The 22,002-nt window shown below is 55.2% G+C and carries 24 protein-coding genes; 17 read left to right on the top strand and 7 right to left on the bottom strand.

The window, feature by feature from the left end; translation table 11 throughout:
- Positions 1-33: 33 nt before the first annotated feature.
- From GGR95_RS09735 to GGR95_RS09750, 4 genes are all read left to right on the top strand, one after another.
- Positions 34-822, top strand: a complete 789-nt coding sequence (locus GGR95_RS09735) for an exodeoxyribonuclease III (RefSeq protein WP_184565284.1) — start codon at positions 34-36, stop codon at positions 820-822.
- 79 nt (positions 823-901) lie between these two features.
- A complete protein-coding gene (locus GGR95_RS09740; protein ID WP_184565286.1) occupies positions 902-1,819 on the top strand; it encodes a thioredoxin family protein in 918 nt (305 codons plus the stop codon).
- A gap of 26 nt (positions 1,820-1,845) precedes the next feature.
- Complete coding sequence (locus GGR95_RS09745) at positions 1,846-2,490, top strand: LON peptidase substrate-binding domain-containing protein (RefSeq protein ID WP_184565288.1); 645 nt, start codon at positions 1,846-1,848, stop codon at positions 2,488-2,490.
- Positions 2,487-2,672: a Trm112 family protein gene (locus GGR95_RS09750; protein ID WP_184565290.1), complete on the top strand. Its 186-nt coding sequence runs from the start codon at positions 2,487-2,489 to the stop codon at positions 2,670-2,672. The genes GGR95_RS09745 and GGR95_RS09750 overlap by 4 nt, the downstream gene beginning before the upstream one ends.
- A gap of 13 nt (positions 2,673-2,685) precedes the next feature.
- Here the strand turns inward: GGR95_RS09750 and GGR95_RS09755 are convergent, their stop codons facing one another.
- Positions 2,686-3,912, bottom strand: a complete 1,227-nt coding sequence (locus GGR95_RS09755) for an FAD-dependent monooxygenase (RefSeq protein ID WP_184565292.1) — start codon at positions 3,910-3,912, stop codon at positions 2,686-2,688.
- A gap of 84 nt (positions 3,913-3,996) precedes the next feature.
- Between GGR95_RS09755 and GGR95_RS09760 the strand changes: the two genes are divergently transcribed.
- The 3 genes from GGR95_RS09760 to GGR95_RS09770 all read left to right on the top strand — a co-directional run bounded on the left by GGR95_RS09760 (position 3,997) and on the right by GGR95_RS09770 (position 9,728).
- Complete coding sequence (locus GGR95_RS09760; RefSeq protein ID WP_184565294.1) at positions 3,997-5,325, top strand: amidase; 1,329 nt, start codon at positions 3,997-3,999, stop codon at positions 5,323-5,325.
- A 117-nt stretch (positions 5,326-5,442) separates the two neighbouring features.
- Entirely contained in the window at positions 5,443-6,630 is a 1,188-nt protein-coding gene (locus tag GGR95_RS09765) for an aminotransferase class I/II-fold pyridoxal phosphate-dependent enzyme (RefSeq protein WP_184565296.1), read from the top strand.
- A gap of 11 nt (positions 6,631-6,641) precedes the next feature.
- On the top strand, positions 6,642-9,728 hold the full coding sequence (locus GGR95_RS09770) for a DNA translocase FtsK (RefSeq protein ID WP_184565298.1): 3,087 nt from the start codon (positions 6,642-6,644) through the stop codon (positions 9,726-9,728).
- Between the two features lie 73 nt (positions 9,729-9,801).
- On the opposite strand, the gene dps is transcribed toward GGR95_RS09770, so the two are convergent.
- Positions 9,802-10,281 (bottom strand): DNA starvation/stationary phase protection protein Dps, encoded by a 480-nt coding sequence (gene dps, locus GGR95_RS09775; RefSeq protein ID WP_184565300.1) that lies wholly within the window; start codon positions 10,279-10,281, stop codon positions 9,802-9,804.
- A gap of 169 nt (positions 10,282-10,450) precedes the next feature.
- On the opposite strand from dps, the gene GGR95_RS09780 reads away from it, so the two are divergent.
- Positions 10,451-11,050 carry a LolA family protein gene (locus GGR95_RS09780; RefSeq protein WP_184565302.1) on the top strand — a complete coding sequence of 200 codons (600 nt, stop codon included), beginning with the start codon at positions 10,451-10,453 and terminating at the stop codon, positions 11,048-11,050.
- A 118-nt stretch (positions 11,051-11,168) separates the two neighbouring features.
- Here the strand turns inward: GGR95_RS09780 and GGR95_RS09785 are convergent, their stop codons facing one another.
- Positions 11,169-11,753 (bottom strand): transglycosylase SLT domain-containing protein, encoded by a 585-nt coding sequence (locus GGR95_RS09785; protein ID WP_184565304.1) that lies wholly within the window; start codon positions 11,751-11,753, stop codon positions 11,169-11,171.
- Between the two features lie 229 nt (positions 11,754-11,982).
- On the opposite strand from GGR95_RS09785, the gene hspQ reads away from it, so the two are divergent.
- Positions 11,983-12,309, top strand: coding sequence for a heat shock protein HspQ (gene hspQ, locus GGR95_RS09790; protein ID WP_184565306.1), 327 nt, complete (start codon positions 11,983-11,985; stop codon positions 12,307-12,309).
- A gap of 33 nt (positions 12,310-12,342) precedes the next feature.
- Here the strand turns inward: hspQ and GGR95_RS09795 are convergent, their stop codons facing one another.
- The 3 genes from GGR95_RS09795 to GGR95_RS09805 all read right to left on the bottom strand — a co-directional run bounded on the left by GGR95_RS09795 (position 12,343) and on the right by GGR95_RS09805 (position 14,995).
- Positions 12,343-13,920, bottom strand: coding sequence for a gamma-glutamyltransferase family protein (locus GGR95_RS09795; protein WP_184565308.1), 1,578 nt, complete (start codon positions 13,918-13,920; stop codon positions 12,343-12,345).
- A 265-nt stretch (positions 13,921-14,185) separates the two neighbouring features.
- Positions 14,186-14,632, bottom strand: a complete 447-nt coding sequence (locus GGR95_RS09800; protein ID WP_184565310.1) for an ATP-binding protein — start codon at positions 14,630-14,632, stop codon at positions 14,186-14,188.
- A gap of 27 nt (positions 14,633-14,659) precedes the next feature.
- Positions 14,660-14,995, bottom strand: coding sequence for an STAS domain-containing protein (locus GGR95_RS09805; protein ID WP_184565312.1), 336 nt, complete (start codon positions 14,993-14,995; stop codon positions 14,660-14,662).
- Between the two features lie 87 nt (positions 14,996-15,082).
- On the opposite strand from GGR95_RS09805, the gene GGR95_RS09810 reads away from it, so the two are divergent.
- From GGR95_RS09810 to rarD, 6 genes are all read left to right on the top strand, one after another.
- Positions 15,083-16,255: an acetyl-CoA C-acyltransferase gene (locus GGR95_RS09810; protein ID WP_184565314.1), complete on the top strand. Its 1,173-nt coding sequence runs from the start codon at positions 15,083-15,085 to the stop codon at positions 16,253-16,255.
- Between the two features lie 84 nt (positions 16,256-16,339).
- Complete coding sequence (locus GGR95_RS09815) at positions 16,340-16,798, top strand: GAF domain-containing protein (protein ID WP_184565316.1); 459 nt, start codon at positions 16,340-16,342, stop codon at positions 16,796-16,798.
- A gap of 143 nt (positions 16,799-16,941) precedes the next feature.
- Positions 16,942-17,562 carry a LysE family translocator gene (locus tag GGR95_RS09820; RefSeq protein WP_184565318.1) on the top strand — a complete coding sequence of 207 codons (621 nt, stop codon included), beginning with the start codon at positions 16,942-16,944 and terminating at the stop codon, positions 17,560-17,562.
- Positions 17,563-17,564: 2 nt separating this feature from the next.
- On the top strand, positions 17,565-17,945 hold the full coding sequence (locus tag GGR95_RS09825; RefSeq protein WP_184565320.1) for a GFA family protein: 381 nt from the start codon (positions 17,565-17,567) through the stop codon (positions 17,943-17,945).
- 73 nt (positions 17,946-18,018) lie between these two features.
- Positions 18,019-18,921 (top strand): homocysteine S-methyltransferase family protein, encoded by a 903-nt coding sequence (locus GGR95_RS09830; protein WP_184565322.1) that lies wholly within the window; start codon positions 18,019-18,021, stop codon positions 18,919-18,921.
- Between the two features lie 267 nt (positions 18,922-19,188).
- The gene (gene rarD, locus GGR95_RS09835) at positions 19,189-20,106 is read left to right on the top strand and encodes an EamA family transporter RarD (RefSeq protein WP_184565324.1); all 918 of its coding nucleotides are present in this window, start codon (positions 19,189-19,191) and stop codon (positions 20,104-20,106) included.
- Here the strand turns inward: rarD and GGR95_RS09840 are convergent.
- Positions 20,103-20,513 carry a nuclear transport factor 2 family protein gene (locus GGR95_RS09840; RefSeq protein ID WP_184565326.1) on the bottom strand — a complete coding sequence of 137 codons (411 nt, stop codon included), beginning with the start codon at positions 20,511-20,513 and terminating at the stop codon, positions 20,103-20,105. The two genes, rarD and GGR95_RS09840, sit on opposite strands and share 4 nt — an antisense overlap.
- 76 nt (positions 20,514-20,589) lie before the next feature.
- On the opposite strand from GGR95_RS09840, the gene GGR95_RS09845 reads away from it, so the two are divergent.
- Complete coding sequence (locus GGR95_RS09845) at positions 20,590-21,237, top strand: pseudouridine synthase (protein ID WP_184565328.1); 648 nt, start codon at positions 20,590-20,592, stop codon at positions 21,235-21,237.
- A gap of 145 nt (positions 21,238-21,382) precedes the next feature.
- Entirely contained in the window at positions 21,383-21,943 is a 561-nt protein-coding gene (locus GGR95_RS09850) for a L,D-transpeptidase (protein WP_184565330.1), read from the top strand.
- Positions 21,944-22,002: the final 59 nt, after the last annotated feature.

The following is a 22,002-nucleotide window of genomic DNA, read 5'->3' on the forward strand; positions in this document are numbered from 1 at the left end:
AGGGTGCGTCAAATCAAAGCTGGAGCGCCCCACATGTCCTTTACCCTTGCCACTTGGAACATCAATTCTGTCCGCCTGCGCGAACCGATTGTGTGCAAACTACTGGCCGAAGAAGGGCCGGATGTGCTGTGCTTGCAAGAATGCAAAAGCCCCGTTGATAAAATCCCGCTGGAGGCGTTTGCGGCCCTTGGTTACACCCACATGGTTGCCGAAGGGCAAAAGGGCTATAACGGCGTGGCGATCCTGTCCAAACTGCCGTTGGAACCCGCTGGCGCGCAGGATTTCGCACAATTGGGGCATGCACGTCACGTCGCAGCAAGGTTGCCTAACGGGGTGACTGTTCACAACTTCTATGTCCCTGCGGGCGGTGATGTGGCGGACCGTGAAGTGAATGAAAAATTTGGACAAAAGATGGATTACCTCTCGCAGATGCGTGACTTTTTCCATGCGGATGCCCCGCAGAAATCTATTCTGGTCGGGGACCTGAATATTGCCCCGCGCGAAGATGACGTTTGGGATCATAAAAAATTGCTTAAGGTCGTCAGCCATACGCCGATTGAAGTAGAAGCGCTGGCGCAAACTCAAGACGCTGGCAAATGGGTGGACATTACCCGTCAGGATATCCCTGAAGGTTTGCTATATAGCTGGTGGAGCTACCGTGCCAAAGATTGGGACGGTGCCGATAAAGGCCGTAGGCTGGATCATGTCTGGGCAACGCCTGATATATCCACAGCGGCCCACAGCAGCCGTGTTTTGCGCGATGCCCGTGGGTGGGAAAAGCCGTCAGATCACGCGCCCGTTTTTGCAACTTTCGATCTTTGAGCATATGTCTCTTTGAAACGCGCCCCTGACATCACATATTAGCAGTAACTGCCAAACACCGCACAATAGGACCGATGAAATGATGGATCTCAACCTTTCCGCTGCCACCCCTGCCGCCGACTTGATCAAGGACACAACCGAAGCCACGTTTATGCAAGATGTGGTCGAAGCATCGCAAACTACGCCTGTCATCGTTGATTTCTGGGCCCCATGGTGCGGCCCGTGCAAAACTTTGGGTCCGCAGTTGGAGGCGGCAGTTGTCGCAGCCAAAGGGGCTGTGAATATGGTGAAGATCAATGTGGATGAAGCACAGGGCATTGCAGGGCAGCTGCAAATCCAGTCGATCCCGACTGTGTATGCTTTTTGGAAAGGCCAGCCTGTTGACGGTTTCCAAGGCGCTGTGCCGCAATCCGAGATCACTGATTTTGTAAACCGCGTGATCAAAGCTGCGGGCGGCGAAGCGCCAGCGGATACGCTGAATGATGCTGTTGAAGCGGCAGAAGAAATGCTGACTGACGGGCAGGCCGAAGACGCGGCGCAAACTTTTGCAGCGATCCTGGGCGAAGACCCGCTGCATGCTGGGGCCTATGGCGGCATGGTGCGCGCGCATATCGCTTTGGGTGATCTGGATCAGGCCGAAGGCTTGCTGAATGGTGCACCGATCGAGATTTCCAAGTCTCCCGAGTTGGAAGCAGCCCACGCCCAATTGGAGTTGGCACGTCAGGCCGCAGACGCAGGCCCTGTGGCAGATCTGCAGGCCGCCGTTGAGGCGGATGAAAATGACCACCAAGCGCGGTTTGACCTCGCGCAGGCGCTATATGCCAATGGCGATGCAGAGGGGGCGGTCACCGAACTGCTGGATCTTTTCAGACGCGACCGTGAATGGAACGAGGGCGCAGCCAAGACGCAGCTTTTCACCATCTTTGATGCGCTCAAAGCTAATGATCCTGTGGTGCTGAATGGCCGCCGTAAACTAAGCTCAATGATATTTGCCTGAGGCGTTTCACGCGCTATCTTATACCTATGATAAAACACGCAGACCTGCCCGACACGATCCCGATCTTCCCGCTAGGCGGGGCGCTGCTGTTGCCGCGCGCCCGCTTGCCGTTGCACGTGTTTGAGCCGCGGTATTTGCAGATGATTGAGGATGCGTTGAAAACGTCCTCCCGCTTGATCGGGATGGTACAACCCAATGTCGTTCCGGGCCGTGAAGGTCCGGGCCTGCAAACCATCGGTTGTGTGGGGCGGATCACTCAGTTCTCCGAGACCGAAGACGGCCGTTACATGATCACTCTGGCTGGCATCTCGCGGTTTCGCGTGCTTGCCGAGGTGGAGGGGTTTGCCCCTTACCGCCGTTGTGAGGTGTCATGGGAGGGGTTCGATCAGGACCATCGCAGCGAAAAGACGGATGTGAATTTTAAACGCCAGCCGTTTTTAGATGCGTTAAGCCGCTATTTTGATGTGCGCGGTCTGTCGGCAGATTGGGATGCGTTGAAAGATGCGGATGACGAGTTGCTGATAAATTCACTGTCGATGATGTTGGATTTTGCGGATGAAGACAAACAGGCGCTTCTTGAGGCACCATCGTTGAGCACTAGACGTGAAACGCTAGTGACGTTGATAGAATATGCGCTGCGGGGCGGCGGTGAAGGGGAGATGATGCAATGAGCGATACCACAATCCAGTTTGACCGCCGCATGTTGGAGGCATTGATCTGCCCCCGCAGCCAGCAAACTCTCAGCTATGATGCAGAGCGTCAGGAGTTGATTTCAAAATCAGCGGGGCTGGCCTATCCGATCCGCAACGGTATCCCCGTGATGTTGATAGATGAGGCGCGGGTGCTGGACTGATAGACCGCTCTTATCAGAGAGGCTTACCACGCATTAATCTGGGCAAGTCGCCATTCAAGCCAGCCGCTTCTCGAATAAATGTCCGGCGCAATCCGGGCAGGGCGTTGATCACACCCATGCCAATGTCGCGTGCTATGCGAATGAAAGCATTGTCGTTTGAAAACAGCCTGTTAAAGCTGTCGGTGGCAAGCGCCAGCGAGGTGTTATCAAACCGCCGCCATTCCTGATACCGCGCCAAAGCAACACCTGCACCAAAGTCCTCGCCGCGCCGCTGTGCATCAACAATAACTTCGCTCAGCGCAGCAATATCGCGGAAACCCGCGTTCAGCCCTTGGCCCGCAATCGGGTGGACGCCGTGTGCGCTATCCCCTACCAAAGCGACACGTGGGGCGATCATTTCATGGGTCAAAGACAGGCTGAGTGGATAGGTATAGCGCGCACCAGCGAGAGAAATTTCACCCAGAAAATCACCAAATCGCGGACGCAGCACATCCAGATATGCCTCGTCATCTAGCGCGTGGATACGGGCTGCGTTCTCTGCGGTTTCGGACCAGACGATAGAACTTCGGTTGCCTGTCAGCGGCAGAATGGCCAGCGGGCCGGGGGGCATGAAGAATTGATGTGCGATGCCCTCATGGGGTAATTCATGCGCCACGGCGCAGACCAGAGCAGTCTGGCCATAGGCCCAGCCCGTCCGTTTGATCCCTGCACGCAGGGCGGTGCCAGAGCTGCGTCCATCCGCCCCCACACACAGACGGGCACGCAGATGTTTCCCAGACGCGAGGGTCAACGTGATGCCTGTTCCGTCAGCTTTTTGCGCGATAACCGTTTCGCCGTTCATAACGCGCACGTTTTTATTGGCGGCAACTGCATCCATCAAGGCGCGGCGCAGGTGGCGGTCTTCGACCATATGCCCCATCGGGCCTTCTTCGATCTCGGCATGGTCGAAATGCATGAAGAACGGCGATGGCCCTTCGCCTGCGCGTCCGTCAGTGACCTTGATTTCCAACATCGGTTGCGCGTGTTCAGCCACAGCATCCCACAATCCGATGCCTTGCAGCAGTCGGACCGAAGTAAGGGCCAATGCGTAAGAGCGCCCGTCAAACCCGTCTTGCGCACGCGGTGCCTCTGGCAGCGCGTCAATCACGGTCACGTTCAACCCGCTTACCGAGAGGGCGAGAGCGAGGGCAGGGCCGCTGAGCCCACCCCCAATAATGGCGATATCTGTGTCAAAACTCATGGCTTTTAATATGTCTCTGCGCAGGGGATTGTCCATGCGCCCAAGCGCCGCTACCGTCTGGGAAAACCAGATAAGGGAAAAGAAATGCAAAACTGGCTTGGCATGACAGCCGCAGACCTTGGCCGTGGCATCGCAGACGGTGAAATTGATCCGGTTGCCCTATGTGACACTTATCTGGCTGCAATTGATGTGCACCCGCTGCGGGACCGTATTTATGCGCGTGTAACTCCAGAACGTGCCCGCGGCGAAGCACGTGCATCCTCCGATCGCGCAAAAGCAGGTCAGCGTAGATCACTGCTGGACGGTGTGCCGATCAGTTGGAAAGACCTATTCGACACGGCTGATATTGGAACTGAAGCGGGGACCAAGCTGCTGGAAGGCCGCGTGCCAGAGGTTGACGCGCTGGTTTTGCAAAACGCCACTGCGGCGGGGTTGGTGTGTCTGGGCAAAGTTCACATGAGTGAACTGGCATTTTCCGGTCTGGGTTATAACCCTTCTACGGGCACACCGCCCTGCGTGAATGATGCCGGGGCTGTGCCAGGGGGATCGTCTTCGGGGTCTGCTGCGTCGGTGGCATTTGGTCTGGCGGCGGCCAGTATCGGCTCTGATACAGGTGGCTCGGTGCGTATTCCTGCGGCGTGGAATGATCTGGTTGGGCTGAAAACCACCCATGGACGGCTGAGCCTTGAGGGCGTTGTGCCGCTTGCGCTCAAGTTTGATACGATCGGGCCGTTGTGCCGTTCGGTAGAAGATGCCGCCTTGCTGACCGCCGCGCTGGAAGGCAGTAAAGCGCCCGATTTGCGCGGCGCATCACTGAAGGGGCGCCGTTTTGCGATTATTGAGACGGCGATGATGGAGGGGCTACGCGATGCGCCCAAGGCCGCTTTCATGAAAGCGGTTGCGCGCATGGAAGCTGCGGGGGCGATCATTGAAATGATCGAAGTGCCCGCAGTGCAAGAGGCGTTGGATGTGTCAGGGATACTGATGACCTGCGAAGCCTATGGCTTGTGGGGCGAGGTGATCGAGGCTGCACCTGAAAAGATGTACGATGAAATTTTGCGCCGCTTTCGATTGGGGCGAGACAGCTCGGGTGCTGATTATGTGGCGTCTTGGGCCAAACTTGATGCAGCGCGACGCGCCTATGATGTGGCGACCGCAGGCTTTGATGCCATCATCGCGCCAACATCGGCGATCATGCCGCCCAATTTGGATCGGTTAAACAGTGAGCCAGATTATTATGTAACCGAAAACTTAATGGCGCTGCGCAATACGCGCATTGGTAACTTGTTGGGATTGTGTGGTTTATCACTTCCAACAGGCACACCAAGTTGCGGGCTGATGTTGCAGGCGGCCCCTGATCAGGACACTGCACTGCTGCGTTTGGGCGCTGCTGTTGAGGCCGTATTGGCATAAGGGACCAAAAAGCCACAAACATGGTAGATTCATCGGGTTTTTCCTAGACGCCGGAGGTCAATTCAAGCTACCTTGGGTCAAACGGGGCGATAATGATCCCGATCCGAGGCAGTTGTAATGAAATATCCTGAGCGGTTTTCGAACCTTCCAGCTCATGTGTGGCCCCGTCTGCGCGCTCTTTTGGACGTGCATGAAGGTGGTGGCCCACTGATCCAGATGACCATAGGCGAGCCGAAACATGTGTTTCCGGCGTGGATCACTGATGTGATCGTTGAAAATGCCGCTGGCTTTAACAGCTATCCGCCCAACGATGGCACTCCCGCGTTGCGTGGCGCGATTGCGGGTTGGATCAAACGCCGCTACGGCGTTGCGGTGGATGCCGATACCCAAGTGATGGCGCTGAACGGCACCCGCGAGGGGCTGTATAACGCGGTGATTGCGCTATGCCCCGAGACGAAGAACGGCCAAAAGCCTGCGATCTTGATCCCGAACCCGTTTTATCAGGTCTACATGATTGCTGCGATTTCCGGCGCCGCCGATCCTGTCATGGTCAACGCAACCGAAGCCACAGGCCACTTGCCTGATTTTGACGCGGTGGATGCCGAAACGCTGGACCGCACTGTTGCTGTCTATATCTGTTCACCGGCCAATCCGCAGGGTGCTGTTGCGACGCGTGAGTATTGGGAAAACCTGATCAAATTGGCCGAGAAACATGATTTCTTGATCTTCGCGGATGAATGCTATTCCGAAATCTACCGCGACACGGCTCCTGTTGGTGCATTGCAAGTTGCGGATGAAATGGGTGCAGACCTAAACCGTGTGGTGATTTTCCATAGCCTGAGCAAACGCTCGAACCTGCCAGGGTTGCGTTCGGGGTTTGTGGCCTCTGGTGTAGAGACCATGCGCGAGATCAAACAGTTGCGTAATTATTCGGGCACGCCTTTGGCCCTTCCTTTGCAGGCGGCGTCCGCTGCTGTTTGGGAGGACGAGGCGCATGTGGTCGAAAATCGCGCACTTTATGCCGAGAAAATTGAAATCGCGGACCGCATCTTTGGCAATGTTGCGGGCTATGTCAGCCCCGAAGGCGGTTTCTTTTTGTGGTTGCCGGTGGAAGATGATGAAGAAGCCACGGTGAAACTGTGGCGTGAGACAGGCGTGAAGGTGCTGCCGGGCAGTTATCTTGCACAAAACGTAGCGGGGGCCGAAAACCCCGGTAAGAAATACATTCGCGTGGCTCTTGTGGCCCCGAAAGACGAGACCGAGCGGGGGCTTCAGGCCATCCGTGATAGTCTCTATCCGGTATAAGAGGGACGGTTATGGCATATCAAGCACGGCAGCGCGAACCGCTGATTGACAGCAACACAGCAGAAGCACTCGAGAAACGCGGCAAGGAATTGCTGGGCATTGTTCTGGTTGTGCTTGGTGTGATGGCCGCGATGATGATCGGCAGCTATACCCCGGATGATCCAAGCTGGATGTTGGCCACAGATGAACCTGCGCAAAATTGGCTTGGCCGTATGGGCGCTTCGCTATCTGCGCCGTTGTTTATGATTGTGGGCTGGGGCGCTTGGGGGCTGGCGATTGTTCTGCTGGTCTGGGGCGTCCGCTTTGCGCTGCACCGTGGTCAGGAACGCGCCATGGGCCGTCTGATTTTTGCGCCGATTGCCATGGCGCTAGGCGCGATTTACGCCGCCACGCTGACCCCCAACGCTGAATGGCTGCAAACCCATAGCTTTGGTTTGGGTGGTTTGTTTGGCGATACAATTATGGGCGTGATCCTGACTGTTTTACCCATCGGATCGACCTTTACTGTTAAGTTGATGTCCCTTTTGATGGGGGTGGGTATTTTAGCGCTTGGCGCTTTTGTCTTGGGGTTCACGCGTTCCGAGCTCAGCCGTTTTGCACGTTTCTTGTTGGTGGGTACAATCATGGCCTACGCGACATTGATGAATGTTTTAGGCCGCGGTGCCAGTGGCGCTATGGGTGCTGCGCAAGTACTTCAGGCCAAGCAGGCGGACCGCCGTGAGCACAAGCGCGCAGAGGTTGAGCAAGCAAATGCTTATGCTGCTGAACAAGCACGTGCAGAGGCTCAGGTTGCTCCGGCGATGGCCGCCCGTGCGCCGTTGATCGTGTCCAGCCGCCCCGTGGCTGAACCCGCCTATGCAGAAGACGGCTATTTCGATGAACCAGCTGCGCCTGTTGAGGCAAAAACCGGCCTTTTGGCGCGGATGCCTAGCTTGATCAAACGCCCAGAGCCGATGCCAGAGCCCGAGTTGGTAGAAGAAGATCACTATGCCGTTGTGGACGATGCGCCAGATGCCGACCGGATTCGCAGCAAAATTTCGGATGTAATCAAAAACCGTGTACGGAGCAGCAACGCAGTTCATGTGCCCGCTACAGCACCGCTGACCCGTGGTCGGGGCCGTGGCCCTGATCCTTTGGTGCTGAACACTGCGCGCGCAGAGCCACCATTGACTGCCGCTGCCGCACCGCAACGTGTTGAGCCACAAATCACGGCCTCAGTAGCACCTGTGGTTGCTGCGGCACCGCGTGCCATTCCGACAACGGCTGCTGTGCCTGTCTATCAAGACACCGATCCTATGGTGAGCCATGTTTCATTTTCGCAAGGATATGAAACAGATGAAGCGGGAGCCTATGATTCAGAAGCCTATGAAGCTGATGAGGTAAACATCTTCAACGACCACGCAGTCGAAGACGTTGCGCAGTCCGAGCCAGAATACGTGAGGCCCACCGTTGCCGCACCACAGATTCCTGTGGCCGAGCCAAAACGCGTGGTCATGCCCATGACACGCAAACCCGTTGCGCAAAGCAAACAGGCCAAAGCCGAGGCACAACCCGTGCTGTCGTTTGAAGACACGCAAACGGGGTTTGAGCTGCCGCCGTTGAGCTTGCTTGAATCCGCTGATGATGTGCAGCGCCTGCACCTAAGCGATGAGGCGTTGGAAGAAAACGCGCGTATGCTGGAAACTGTTCTGGATGATTACGGCGTAAAAGGCGAAATCGTCGCCGTACGCCCGGGCCCGGTTGTCACGATGTATGAGCTAGAACCAGCGCCGGGTCTAAAAGCATCCCGCGTCATTGGCTTGGCTGATGATATTGCCCGCTCTATGGCGGCGCTGTCCGCGCGTGTTTCGACTGTGCCTGGCCGCTCGGTGATCGGTATCGAATTGCCGAATGAAAACCGCGAGAAGGTTGTGCTACGCGAAATCCTGAGCAGTCGTGACTTTGGCGATGGCAACCAAAACCTGCCGCTGGCGCTGGGTAAGGACATCGGAGGGGAGCCTGTGGTGGCGAACCTGGCCAAGATGCCCCACCTTTTGATCGCGGGTACAACCGGTTCGGGTAAGTCTGTGGCGATCAACACAATGATCCTTAGCTTGCTGTATAAATTGACGCCGCAAGAATGCCGGATGATCATGATCGACCCTAAAATGCTGGAACTCAGCGTTTATGATGGTATTCCACACCTTCTTTCCCCTGTTGTGACAGACCCGAAAAAGGCGCTGGTGGCGCTGAAATGGACTGTGGGCGAGATGGAAGACCGCTATCGCAAGATGTCCAAAATGGGTGTGCGTAACATCGAGGGCTACAATGGCCGCGTGCGCGAGGCGCTGGCCAAAGGTGAGCTGTTCAGCCGTACGGTACAAACCGGATTTGATGAAGACACTGGCGAGCCAATTTTTGAGACAGAAGAAAACACACCAGAGGCGCTGCCTTATATCGTGGTGATTGTGGACGAAATGGCCGACTTGATGATGGTTGCGGGCAAAGAGATCGAAGCCTGTATCCAACGTCTGGCGCAGATGGCGCGTGCTTCGGGCATCCACCTGATCATGGCGACACAACGCCCCTCGGTTGATGTTATCACGGGTACGATCAAGGCGAACTTCCCAACGCGGATTTCCTTCCAAGTGACCAGCAAGATCGACAGCCGCACCATTCTAGGTGAAATGGGGGCCGAACAATTGCTGGGCATGGGCGACATGCTGTATATGGCTGGCGGTTCCAAGATTGTGCGTTGCCACGGCCCGTTTGTGAGCGATGAGGAAGTTGAAGAAATCGTCAACCACCTCAAGCAATTCGGTGAACCTGATTATGTCTCTGGCGTTGTTGAAGGACCGCCTGAGGGTAAAGAAGCAGACATCGACACGGTGCTTGGCCTGAACACAGGTGGCAACACCGATGTAGAAGACGCCCTGTATGATACGGCTGTTCAAATTGTCACAAAGGACCGGAAATGCTCCACGTCCTACATCCAACGGAAACTCGCTATCGGCTATAACAAGGCCGCTCGTTTGGTTGAGCAGATGGAAGACGAAGGTCTTGTTTCTGCTGCGAACCATGTGGGTAAGCGCGAGATACTTGTGCCAGAGCAGGGCTAATCTCCCCCGCTGGCAACCTCGTGAAAATGGCTCCCCTGCTCAGAGGGGGGCCGTTTTTGTTTGTAATGGCGCGTTACGGCGCTGCATTTGATCCGATAAACCAGGCGTCTTTATCCAAGGTTCGGCTGACTTCGGTGAACAAATCCTCGGTGTCGGCATCACCCGCATCAGAGGCGTCATCGATCGCGTCACGCACCATTTCACCGGCCTTCAGAAAGCGTTCTTTCAGTGCCGCGATGTGATCTTCGATTTTTTGCATCTCAAGCGGGTAGGCGTCTAGTTTGGTCTGTGAGGACGCCTCCTCCACCGTGCCTTTGGCGTGACCACCCAAGATCACAGCGCGCTCTGCCATCAGGTCGGCGCCTTCGCGCAAGCGGTCTGCGACTTGATCCAGCAGTTCGTGCACGCCGATATACCCCGGCCCTTTTACGTTCCAATGGGCCTGTTTGACGGCCAGCGTCAGTGAAACCATATCTGCAAGCCGCGCGTTGAGCAGATCAATCATCTTGTGGCGGGTCTGGTCATCTAGGCCAGTTACAAATGCTTCGGGCATTGGTTGTCTCCTTTGCGTTTTAACATCATTCATGGGTTAAAGCGTTTTGGAGGGGGCTTGGTTCCATGATAGGCGATTACACGCAATTTTTTCCCGTTGATATCGCATATCAAGTCGTGGTGACCTATCTATAGTATCTCGCCAACGGAATAATACAGGACCGATAAATATGCGATTCTTGAAAACAATCATGTTGGGTGCCGCGCTGAGCATCGCTGCCTCGACTGCGATGGCGGATAAAATCCCGCTGGGCAACATCAGCAACTACTTGAATGAGCTGACGACTGCTAAAGGGGACTTTACGCAGATCAACAGCGATGGGACCATTTCAACAGGAACAATCTATATCAAACGGCCTGGACGTGTGCGGTTTGAATATAATGCACCGGATACAGGTTTGGTGATTGCGGGATCAAATACCGTGGTGATCTATGACACCAAATCTAACCAGCCCCCGGAAACCTACCCGCTGTCACGTACGCCGCTATCGATCATTCTGGCGCGCAAGGTGAACCTTGGACAAGCCAAAATGGTAACGGGCCACGCTTATGATGGCACTGCAACAACGGTAACTGCGCAAGATCCTGAAAACCCGCAATATGGCAATATCCAGATGAAGTTCACGGGCCCTACGCCAGAACTCCGCCAGTGGATCATCAACGATGGAAACGGGGGCCAGACAACTGTGGTCCTTGGCGAACTACAAAAGGGTGGAAACATCCCGAACAATTTGTTCAATGTGGGCACCCCCGGCAGAAACAACCGTTAACAAGCGCGAAATTTTGACCTCAAATGATGACGTTTCTGCGCTCTGAGGCCGACAAATAGAAACCCCCGCATGATTTCACCATGCGGGGGTTTTTGATTACACACTTTGCTGCAATGGCTTAGCGCAGGCGGCATCCAGCGATTTGATCGCGATACATGAGCGAGCGGCTATCAACCTTACCTGCCACCGCAACGAGCCATGGTTTGGCGTTGTAGCTGGCGCGGCTAAAGCCTGTGTGGCCTTCGTGATAGGCGAGATATTGGTTGCGGGCGTCGGTGAGCGCGATGCCATTTCTTTCGCGACTGATGTTCATGTACCAACCCATGAAATCCGTGGCGTCTTTGATGTTATCTCGCTTCGCGCCATTGCGCCGTTCGGCTGCGCGGTATTCATCCCACGTTGCATCCAGTGCCTGACCATAGCCAAAGGCGCTGGATTGACGGCCCATGGGAATCACCCCCAAGACATATTTGAAGGGGGTGCGTGCATCGCCGACAAATTTGCTTTCCTGATGAATCGTAGCCATCTGGACGTGAATGGGGATGCCCCATTTGCGCTCTGCCGCTTTGAATGCCTTGTAATAATCGGGGCGCTGTTGGAGAATCGTACACGCATTGTCCAGATCCCGTGGAGGGGTGCTGGGGCTGCTGCCACAACTTGCCAGAAGTAGCGCGATCATCATAGCGCGAAGGGGTGTTTTCATGTGCCGCTCGCCTCAAGTTTTGTTTTTATATTTTGCGCCACATTATTCTATTTGATCCCTGATTTACAGGGGAAACCTTCGGTGCAGGGGGTGAATAAAGCGGCAATGCGCCGATTGGCAACAGTACTGTCTATGTCAAGTCCACAGACTGTTTCCAGAAACTAAGCTGCAATGATTAGACAAAATGTTCTTGTTTCGGCTACCCACGAAGGGTAGGGAGCGCATTGCAATGATTAGAACTCGCGCCAAATATCACCTTGGACAGATTGTCCGGCACAAAAAACACCCCTTTCGCGGGGTGGTTTTCGACGTGGACCCAGAGTTTTCCAATACTGAAGAATGGTATGAGTCGATTCCTGAGGAAAGCCGCCCGATCAAAGGGCAGCCCTATTACCACCTTTTGGCCGAGAACGACCAAAGCTATTATGTGGCTTATGTGTCCGAGCAAAACCTCGTCGCTGATTATTCAGGTGAACCCGTGGATCACCCTGATATTCCTGACCTTTTCGGCCCCTTCGAGAACGGCACATACCCGCTGCATTTCCAGATGAACTAAACGGGGACGCGGTTGGCGCCCCCGTTTGATTGCTCAATAACCCAACGCGCAACCGTCTTTACGGGCATCTGACGCACCTTCCAGAACACCACTTTCATGGATTTTGATCGCCTGTGCGCCGCCAATAGCGGTGCGCGGGATTTCGACCTTGTGACCCATGTCGGACAGTTCGGCGCGAATAGAATCGGAGTAACCACGCTCTACACTCAGGACGCCTTTGTCGGTAAATGCGCGGGGCGCATCAATGGCATCCTGTGGCTCCATCCCGAAGTCAGTCAAATTTGATGCGAATCGCGCATGCCCACACGGTTGGTACGCGCCACCCATCACACCAAACGGCATGATGACACGGCCCGCCTGACGGATCATTCCCGGAATAATAGTGTGCATCGGGCGTTTGCCGCCTTTCAACTCATTCGGGTGTCCTTTCTCAAGGGTGAAACCTGCACCACGGTTTTGCAGCAGTAGGCCAAATTTATCTGAGGCAAGGCCCGACCCGAATCCATGGAAAATGGAATAGATCAGGGACACTGACATGCCGTCGCCGTCTACCACGGTGATATAGATTGTATCCTTATGAACCGATTCTGACAGGGCAGCGGGGCTTTGCATTGCTTTGGTCGGATCAATCAACGCAGCAAGTTTCTTGGCTGTGCTCATCTCCAACATATGATCGGCGCGGGTGGCATAATCTGCATCCGCGAGGAAGCGGTTCCGCGCATCATAGGCCAATTTAGAGGCTTCTGCCTCGATGTGGATACGTTGTGCGCCCAGCGGGTCCATGCTTGCGATGTCAAACTGTGCGAGGATGTTAAGCATCAACAAGGCGGTAGCGCCCTGACCGTTCGGCGGGTGCTCAACAACTTCGATGTCTTTATATGAAGCGGCGATGGGGGTGGTGAGGGTGCAGCGCGCTGCGGCGAAATCGTCGGCAGTATGTTTGCCGCCATTCGCGTTCAAGACCGCCAACATATCTTCGGCGATTTCGCCGGTGTAAAAGGCATCGCGCCCGTCTTTGGCGACGCGGCGCAGCACCTCTGCCTGTCCCGGTGCGCGGAACACCTGACCCACCGTGGGTGCTTTGCCATCAATCAGATAGTGATCCCGCGCCCGACCCTGCAAGGTGCCTGCATCATTGGCCCAATCAAAAGCAACGCGAGGGGCAACCACCACGCCTTGCTCTGCATAGCGGATCGCAGGCGCAAGGAGATCATCCAAGCCCAGTTTGCCGACGGTTTCGGATAGGTGGCAAAAGGCATCGATGGCACCGGGCACTGTGACTGCATGGGCGGAATGAAGAGGCACAGTTGCCTCGCCTGAATCGCGCAGATGCGCTGCGTCAAGTGCTGCCGGTGCGCGACCAGAACCATTAAGCGCGTGAACGGTGTCGCTGCCCCCTTCGGACCACAACACAAAACAATCGCCGCCAATGCCGGTCATCTGCGGCTCACAAATACCCAGCAAAACGGCTCCGGCTATGGCTGCGTCCATGGCGTTACCGCCGCGTTCCAGCACATCAATGGCAGCTTTTGCGCCTAAGGGATGGGATGTTGCACACATGCCGCCTGTGGCCAGCACGGGCGAACGGCCAGGGAGTTGGAAGTCACGCATTGTTTGAAGGCCTCTCTCAATCATTTATTCGAGCTCAGCCTAGGGGCAATCCTTGGGCGTGCCAATGGTAATGATGTGAGTAAAGGGAGGGGGGGAGTGCCTCGGCGTCGCGTACTGGGTGGGGGCAATTAAACGCGACGCCAAGGGAAGCTATATGCAGCTACAAGGAATGGTATGACGGTAAACCGTGGCGCAATTGTGATGATCAGGTGGCGGTTCTGGGGAATTGATATGGTTATACTGCATCAAGTCAGATGTTGATGCGTTATCCGCCCACAGCTAGCCGCAAGGTGAGGTGGTTTAACCCGTCTTTTCTACGATATGAGACATCTTGGACCAATGAGCGGATCATGAACCAGCCGAATCCGCCTTCGGGCATCATTGCAATGTCTACATTGATATCGGGCGCAGGGGGATTAGGCAGCGCATGATTGCGCATCGGGGCGCCTTCGTCGGTTATGACCAGATCCAATCCGCAAGCATTGTAATCTGCCTTGATTCTTATTCCAGTTGGTTTGCCTACATAGGGTAACGCATGTTCGATGATGTTATTTAGCGCTTCAGCTAGCACCAACTGGATGGTGATCATTTCATCTTCACTGAGTCCAAGTATAGCCAGCTGTGCAGCTGTCTGAGAGATCGCATTGCATACAGCGGTTTCTACGCCAGCCAGAGAAACCGTAAAGCTGGTGAATTTCTCGCGATTAGGCATAGGGGGTTACTCTGTAAGAATGGCCCGTCATCGCAGGTCAGTGAGGGCCGCCTCTACCGTTGAGAAGACGCCAAACACTGTGTCCATCCTTGTCAGGCGGAACACTTTATCTACCGCAGGTCTTAGTCCTGCCAGTACGAGCCGCCGGTCAGGGCTTAGGTCTTTCATGGCTGCAACAATCGCGCCAAGCCCACTAGAATCAATAAAATCAACTTGATTGAGGTCCAGCAATACGGTGCCATTCCTGCCTTCCGTAATGTTGCGCATGCCATCCTTGAACATCAGCGCCACAGCAGCGTCAATGCGCGGGCCATGCACTGCAACGATCTGAATATCCGATTGTGTTGAGGTGACAAGTTCCATGATATATTCCTGCAAGGATTACGTGCGACCTTTGTTAGGGCCAAATGGCTAACAAGTGGTAAGCACCTCGGAAAAGGGAGACTAAACATGCGCAAAGTGGTGATAGCAGGGGCGTCACGGACGCCGATGGCTGGCTTCCAAGGAGAGTTTTCCAGCATGACGGCTGCTCAGCTCGGCGGTGCGGCGATCCGCGCGGCATTGGCGGGGGCTGGTCCCGCGGTTGTCCAAGAGGTGCTGATGGGATGCGTTCTGCCTGCGGGTCAAGGCCAGGCGCCTGCGCGTCAGGCGGGTTTTGCGGCAGGGCTGGGTGAAGATGTACCAGCGACAACATTAAATAAAATGTGCGGTAGCGGTATGAAGGCTGCGATGATCGGCTTTGACCAGATCGCACTTGGCCATACGGATGTGATGGTCACTGGCGGTATGGAGAGTATGACAAACGCGCCTTATGTGCTGCCCAAAATGCGGGGCGGTGCGCGGTTGGGGCATGCGTCGGTGATTGACCATATGTTCCTTGATGGTCTGGAAGATGCCTATGACAAAGGCCGCTTGATGGGCACCTTTGCAGAAGATTGCGCCGAAACCTATCAGTTCACCCGCCAAGTGCAGGATGATTACGCCCTCGCATCGCTTAGCCGTGCTTTGCATGCGCAAGAAACAGGTGCGTTTGCGGATGAGGTCACTTCCGTTGAAGTCACGTCGCGCAAAGGCAGCGCGATGATTGACGCTGACGAGCAACCAAAAACGGCCCGCCCGGAGAAAATTCCGCAACTCAAACCGGCATTCCGCGAGGGCGGTACGGTGACGGCAGCGAATTCGTCTTCGATTTCCGATGGTGCGGCGGCCCTTATTCTGGCTTCTGAAGAGGCGGCCAAAGCGCAAGGTCTCAACATTCGCGCGCATATCGTTGGTCACGCCAGCCACGCCCAAGCACCGGGCCTGTTCGCAACCGCTCCTGTGCCTGCAGCGCAAAAACTGCTCAAGCGGATCGGCTGGAGCAAGGATGACGTGGACCTGTGGGAAGTGAACGAAGCATTTGCGGTTGTGCCTTTGGCCTTTATGCACGAAATGGACATTTCTCACGACATCGTAAACGTAAACGGCGGGGCTTGTGCGCTGGGCCATCCTATTGGCGCATCTGGCGCACGGATCATAGTTACTCTGCTTAATGCATTGGAAAAGCGCGGGTTGAAACGTGGCATTGCTGCTATCTGCATTGGGGGCGGCGAAGGGACGGCGATTGCCATCGAGCTGCCTTAACATATCCGCCGCTGGCTGCTTCATTCCGCCTTTAAACTTATCGTGGCCCGTAAGGGCCACCTCCCTCAATAAAAGTGCAAAACCATGCCTCTCGATTACGAAACTCTCTCTAAAACGATAACCTCTCTAACAGAGGGCGAAACCGACGCCGTGGCGTTGATGGCGACTGTCGCCTGTGAAGTGCATCACAGTGATGATCGTTTTGACTGGACGGGGTTTTACCGTGTGACTGCCCCTGAAATATTGAAAATTGGTCCCTATCAGGGCGGCCACGGCTGCCTTGTGATCCCATTTTCACGCGGTGTTTGCGGCGCTGCCGCGCGCAGCAGAGAGGCGCAGCTTGTGGCGGATGTAGATGCCTTCCCCGGCCATATCGCTTGCGCCAGTTCCACACGATCAGAACTGGTTTTGCCTGTATTTGGGGCAGGGGGCGTGCTGCTGGGGGTCTTTGATATCGACAGCAACCAGCCAGACGCATTTACGCAAGAGGATGCCCAAAAGCTGGCCGAAATTCTGGCCAGTACTTTCAGGGACGTGACGTGAGCTAGGATGAATGAACATCGCCCAGACAAAACGGCTTGGGCGGTAGGCGCATTTGACAGTTCGGCTGGGCAAACCTTGCCGCAGACATTACAAAACAGCTTGGCGGTATTGCGCCACCCGCATATTGACGGAGACCAATCGAGATGACCTTTGAGGCATGGACTGTCTTCACCCTGTTTTGGGTGGTTTTCGTGACCACCCCCGGTCCAAACGCGGTCAATTGTATCAACAACGGCATGAACTTGGGGATGCGCAAAGCGATGGTCGGCGTCTTGGCGATTCTCACGCAAGCGTCCTTGTTTTTGCTGCTATCGGCTTTGGGTGTTACCGCTCTGATTGCGGCTTCGCCAACGGCATTCACAGTGGCCAAATTGCTGGGCGCCGCTTTTCTGATTTACCTCGGTGTACGTGGCTGGATCCAAGCGCGGAAACCGGTGACAGTTGAGGAACGCCCCGCCAAATCGATCTATCTGCGTGCATTAGCCATCGCCACGATAAATCCCAAAAGCGTCGCAGGCTATCTGGCCGCATTTTCGCAGTTTGTGCAGCCTGACGTCCCAATCTGGGACCAGATGGTGGTGATTGTACCTACCGCTCTGACGCTGACCGCGCTTAGTTATACAGGCTTTACCGGGCTGGGTGCGGGCCTTGGGCGTGCGGCGCTGGGCGCGGTGTTCAACGTCTGGGTGCGCCGGATCATGGGATTGTGTTTTATTGTCTACGGTGTGCTGCTGGGCAGTGCCGCAACTCCTTCAAGGGGATAGTTATGCTCAAAGGATCTTGCTTGTGCGGCACAATCACATTCACAGCGGCAAAAGCCGCACGTGATCCGGCGGCCTGTCACTGCACACAATGCCGCAAGCAGTCAGGGCATCATTGGGCGTCTGTTCAGGTTATGGACGATGATTTGCAGATCACTGGCACACCGCGCTGGTATGCCTCCAGCACAACTGCGAAACGGGGTTTCTGCCCGACGTGCGGATCATTTCTGTTCTGGAAAGGTCAGGCTGACCTCGACACAGGTATCAGTCTCGGCGTGCTGGACGGCGCAACAGGGCTGCGTCTGGAACGTCATATTTTCACGGACGATAAAGGCGATTATTACGACATCTCAGACAACGCATCTGACGGCCCAAGCAAGACCTGAGCGCTGGAACAGGGCGTTAGGACTGTGAAAACGGATCAGCCCTTTTGGGGCGGTAAATAGAAAGACTGCACGCATGAGCGACATCATCCTTTTAGACGGCTCAATCGGGCAGGAATTGACGAAACGCAGTTCCGCCCCCGCGACCAATCTGTGGTCAACCAGCGTTATGATGGATCAACCAGAGCTAGTCGGGGCTGTCCATGCGGAGTACTTTGCGGCGGGTGCTACAATTGCCAGCACAAACACATATGCCGTGCATCGGAACCGACTGGCGCGTGCGGGAATAGAGGATAAGCAAGCTGCGTTGATCGGTCTGGCAGTGGATCAAGCCGTGCAGGCACGCGACGCCCATGGACGCGGTCGTATTGCAGGGGCACTTGGCCCGCTGTTGGCAACCTATCGGCCTGATTTGAAACCCGATGTGGGCTTGGCGGCTGAAGGTTTTGCGGAAATGATAACCTTGCTTGGGGACCAAGTGGATGTGTTGTTGGCGGAAACCATCTGCTCTTTGCAAGAAGCCGAAGGCGTTTTTCAGGGGTATGCGGCTTCTGGATCAACCAAGCCGTTGTGGATTGGAATTTCGGTGGATGATCAGGATGGCACCAAGTTGCGGTCAGGTGAGCCGCTGTTTGTTTTGACAAGCATGCTAAGCTATTATGGTCCTGCGGCTGCTTTACTCAATTGTTCGACACCTGAAGCAATCAACCAAGGCCTGCCCATCCTCACGGATTGCGGCTTACCCTTTGGTGCATATGCAAATGGATTCACAAAGATCACAGATGCATTCAAACAAGACGCGCCTACGGTAGATGCGTTGAGTGCGCGAAGTGATCTGACGCCAGACGCCTATGCGGATCATGTCATGCAATGGGTCGGGGCAGGGGCATCAATTGTCGGCGGCTGCTGTGAGGTTGGTCCAGCGCATATCGCCGAAATTGCACGGCGCCTGAGTGCCGCTGGTCATAACATCGTCTGAAGCGGCGAATTTTCAGAATCCTATCAAGCTGCCGTGTCATGAAATGTGATCTAAGCCAAGGCCCGCAGCTTTATCAAAAGAGCAAGGGGCGGTTGTTGACGTTAAGGTCAAAGTCATCTGACGTTTCACACCTTTTTTGCTGGCAGTGTGCATAGATATGGTCGGCGCAGTATTCCTCCGTAGGGGGCGCCAAGGTGTAACGGGTACAATCTAGCGCTTTCAAGGGCCACGCACATAGCCTAGGTCTGCGCGTAGAGGAGCCCCCAAATGCGTAATACAGATACCCAACCGCCGACCGCTCATCAGGATACGCCACAAGGGCTGTTGTTTGCGGGTTGTGCTTATGTACTTTGGGGTTTTTTGCCGCTCTATATGAAGCTGCTAAGCCATGTCCCGGTGGCCGAAGTCATTGCCCACCGCGTTATCTGGTCAGTGCCTGTTGCGGCTGTGGTGCTGATCCTGATGGGGCGCACCAAAGATCTGCGCGACGCCTTTCGCAATCCGCGCATGTTGGCGATGGGTTGTGTTACGGCTCTGCTCATCTCGCTTAACTGGGGCATTTACGTTTATGCCATCGGCACAGGCCGCGCTTTGGATGCGGCAATCGGCTATTATATTAATCCCCTGTTTAGTGTTTTTCTGGCAGCCGTATTGCTGGGCGAAAAACTGGACCGCGCGCAATTGGTGGCGATTGCATTGGTGGTGGTCGCGGTGCTGGTTCTTGTGTTTGACGCTGAAGAAATGCCGTGGCTGGCGTTTGGCATGATGTTGACATGGGGCTTCTACGCACTGGCGAAGAAGAGCTTACCCATCGGCCCGAACCAAGGGTTCATGATGGAAGTCCTGATCCTGCTGCCCCCTGCGTTGGCCTATGCCGTATACGTTGGCAGCACAGGCGAGGGGAACTTCATGGCGGGCAGCGCTTATAATACGTGGCTGTTGTTAGGGTGTGGCGTCGTGACTGCGGTGCCGCTGCTGTTTTATGCAAACGGTGCCAAACGGCTGCGCCTTTCCACAATCGCGGTCATGCAATATATTGCGCCGACCATGATCTTGCTCAACGCAGTGTTTATATTCGGCGAGCCATTTGGCCGCGCGCGTGCAATTGCTTTGCCGTTAATCTGGTTGGCGTTGATTATCTACACCGTCTCGATGGTCCGGCAAATGCGCGCGGCGCGGGCTTAAGATAAGGCCGATTTGTGTTTGAGGAATGAGGGGTCTTTCGAAACCCGTTCGTTCATCGCGGCGCGCAATGCACCGATTGTTTTGTAAGGCCGCATGACGACCTCAAAGTCCTGCATCAGGCCTTCTTCATTAAGGGTAACCAGATCGACGCCGACGCAATCAAGGCCATCAACCTTGCACTGAAATTCTAGGGCCCAATCATTGCCGGACCCCATCACGCGGCGGTACTTAAAATCGGTGAAGACCTGATTAACATGGCCAAGCACAGCAGCCACGGCATCGCGGCCATTCCAAGTTGCCCAATAGGTAGGCGGCTGAAACTTGATGTCTTCGGCCATCAGTTCGGCCACACCATCGTGACGATTGGCCAGCACGAGGTCGTGAAATTTCTGGATCGTTGAATGCATATTAGTCCTCCCATTTCCGATCAGCCTGCCACGCGGCGGGTTGAAAACCTAGCCTGCACATGGGACTGAGGCGCTTATGGACGTAACGTATTCCCCTCCGATGGACCCGCTAGAGGTCTTGCACCTCGATCATGAAGTTATTTTGGTCGACAAGCCCGCTGGCCTGTTATCGGTTCCGGGCAAAGGCCCAGATTTGGCTGATTGTTTGTTAACTCGCGTTCAAGCAGCCTTCCCCGACGCGCTGTTGGTGCATCGGTTAGACCGCGATACATCTGGTGTCATGATATTCGCTATGACGCCCTATGCGCAAAGGCATCTGGGGCTACAATTTGAAAAGCGGATGACGAAAAAAACCTATGTGGCACGGGTTATGGGCGTGCCTCAGGAAAAGACAGGCACAATTGATTTGCCGCTGATTGTGGATTGGCCAAATCGCCCGCGCCAAATGGTCTGTCACGAGACTGGTAAATCGGCGCAAACGGATTGGCGTGTGATCAAAGATGACGGCAGCACAGCCCGTGTGCGCCTGACCCCCCACACAGGCCGCAGCCATCAGTTGCGCGTTCATATGTTGAGCCTCGGGCACCCGATTCTGGGCGATCCGTTTTATGCTTCTGGCGTGGCGTTGGAATACCCGCGCATGATGCTGCATTCAGAAGAGTTGCGCTTCAAGCACCCAGATGGCGGGCAATCTACCAAAGTGCGCAGTAAGGCCCCGTTTTAAGGGGCATATAAACTCTGCGCATTACGCGCCCTTACTAAGGTGGGCGGGTCTTTTGGGTATGCAATGTCAGCAAAAAGTGCGGAACGTTGGCGTAAACAAAAAGTTAATGCTATGATAGATTCTATATTTTATAGGAGACACTGCCATGTCAATTTTTGATCGACGTACACTTTTACTCTCGGGGGCTGCTACATTTATCGCTGGCCCGACTCTGGCTGCACAGGCTGGCTATCAGGTGCCTCGCCACCTTCAACCCCGCATTGTAGATATCAAAAGCGGGTTTGGTCCCAACGAAATCCACGTAGACCCGGGCCAGTTCGCGCTTTATTGGACACAGCCCGACGGCAAGGCGATCCGCTATTCCGTCGGTATCGGCACGGAAGGCCGCTATAAGTCGGGCACATTCCGTATCCGCCGCAAGGCTGAGTGGCCAAACTGGACGCCAACCCCTGCCATGATCCGTCGCGAACCGCAGATCTATGCCAAATATGCGGCAGGCATGAAGGGCGGCGGCATGAACCCACTGGGTGCGCGCGCCCTCTACCTATACAACGGAAGCCACGATACGTATCTTCGCATCCACGGCACGCCAAAACCTCAAACGGTCGCAGCGCGTGTGTCTAACGGCTGTGTGCGCATGATCAACGCCCATGTGATTGATCTCTATAACCGCGTGCCAAACGGGACGCGTGTTGTGCTGCACTAAGCAGCGCGTTGCTAAAAAATATGCAATAAAAAATGCCCCGCAAAACTGCGGGGCATTTT

This window comes from Sulfitobacter undariae (genome assembly GCF_014196805.1).
Taxonomy (GTDB): domain Bacteria; phylum Pseudomonadota; class Alphaproteobacteria; order Rhodobacterales; family Rhodobacteraceae; genus Sulfitobacter; species Sulfitobacter undariae.

Coding starts and splice junctions, on each gene's coding strand:
- GGR95_RS09735 (WP_184565284.1), top strand. CDS start 34: ATGTCCTTTACCCTTGCCACTTGGAACATCAATTCTGTCCGCCTGCGC.
- GGR95_RS09740 (WP_184565286.1), top strand. CDS start 902: ATGATGGATCTCAACCTTTCCGCTGCCACCCCTGCCGCCGACTTGATC.
- GGR95_RS09745 (WP_184565288.1), top strand. CDS start 1,846: ATGATAAAACACGCAGACCTGCCCGACACGATCCCGATCTTCCCGCTA.
- GGR95_RS09750 (WP_184565290.1), top strand. CDS start 2,487: ATGAGCGATACCACAATCCAGTTTGACCGCCGCATGTTGGAGGCATTG.
- GGR95_RS09755 (WP_184565292.1), bottom strand. CDS start 3,912: ATGAGTTTTGACACAGATATCGCCATTATTGGGGGTGGGCTCAGCGGC.
- GGR95_RS09760 (WP_184565294.1), top strand. CDS start 3,997: ATGCAAAACTGGCTTGGCATGACAGCCGCAGACCTTGGCCGTGGCATC.
- GGR95_RS09765 (WP_184565296.1), top strand. CDS start 5,443: ATGAAATATCCTGAGCGGTTTTCGAACCTTCCAGCTCATGTGTGGCCC.
- GGR95_RS09770 (WP_184565298.1), top strand. CDS start 6,642: ATGGCATATCAAGCACGGCAGCGCGAACCGCTGATTGACAGCAACACA.
- dps (WP_184565300.1), bottom strand. CDS start 10,281: ATGCCCGAAGCATTTGTAACTGGCCTAGATGACCAGACCCGCCACAAG.
- GGR95_RS09780 (WP_184565302.1), top strand. CDS start 10,451: ATGCGATTCTTGAAAACAATCATGTTGGGTGCCGCGCTGAGCATCGCT.
- GGR95_RS09785 (WP_184565304.1), bottom strand. CDS start 11,753: ATGAAAACACCCCTTCGCGCTATGATGATCGCGCTACTTCTGGCAAGT.
- hspQ (WP_184565306.1), top strand. CDS start 11,983: ATGATTAGAACTCGCGCCAAATATCACCTTGGACAGATTGTCCGGCAC.
- GGR95_RS09795 (WP_184565308.1), bottom strand. CDS start 13,920: ATGCGTGACTTCCAACTCCCTGGCCGTTCGCCCGTGCTGGCCACAGGC.
- GGR95_RS09800 (WP_184565310.1), bottom strand. CDS start 14,632: ATGCCTAATCGCGAGAAATTCACCAGCTTTACGGTTTCTCTGGCTGGC.
- GGR95_RS09805 (WP_184565312.1), bottom strand. CDS start 14,995: ATGGAACTTGTCACCTCAACACAATCGGATATTCAGATCGTTGCAGTG.
- GGR95_RS09810 (WP_184565314.1), top strand. CDS start 15,083: ATGCGCAAAGTGGTGATAGCAGGGGCGTCACGGACGCCGATGGCTGGC.
- GGR95_RS09815 (WP_184565316.1), top strand. CDS start 16,340: ATGCCTCTCGATTACGAAACTCTCTCTAAAACGATAACCTCTCTAACA.
- GGR95_RS09820 (WP_184565318.1), top strand. CDS start 16,942: ATGACCTTTGAGGCATGGACTGTCTTCACCCTGTTTTGGGTGGTTTTC.
- GGR95_RS09825 (WP_184565320.1), top strand. CDS start 17,565: ATGCTCAAAGGATCTTGCTTGTGCGGCACAATCACATTCACAGCGGCA.
- GGR95_RS09830 (WP_184565322.1), top strand. CDS start 18,019: ATGAGCGACATCATCCTTTTAGACGGCTCAATCGGGCAGGAATTGACG.
- rarD (WP_184565324.1), top strand. CDS start 19,189: ATGCGTAATACAGATACCCAACCGCCGACCGCTCATCAGGATACGCCA.
- GGR95_RS09840 (WP_184565326.1), bottom strand. CDS start 20,513: ATGCATTCAACGATCCAGAAATTTCACGACCTCGTGCTGGCCAATCGT.
- GGR95_RS09845 (WP_184565328.1), top strand. CDS start 20,590: ATGGACGTAACGTATTCCCCTCCGATGGACCCGCTAGAGGTCTTGCAC.
- GGR95_RS09850 (WP_184565330.1), top strand. CDS start 21,383: ATGTCAATTTTTGATCGACGTACACTTTTACTCTCGGGGGCTGCTACA.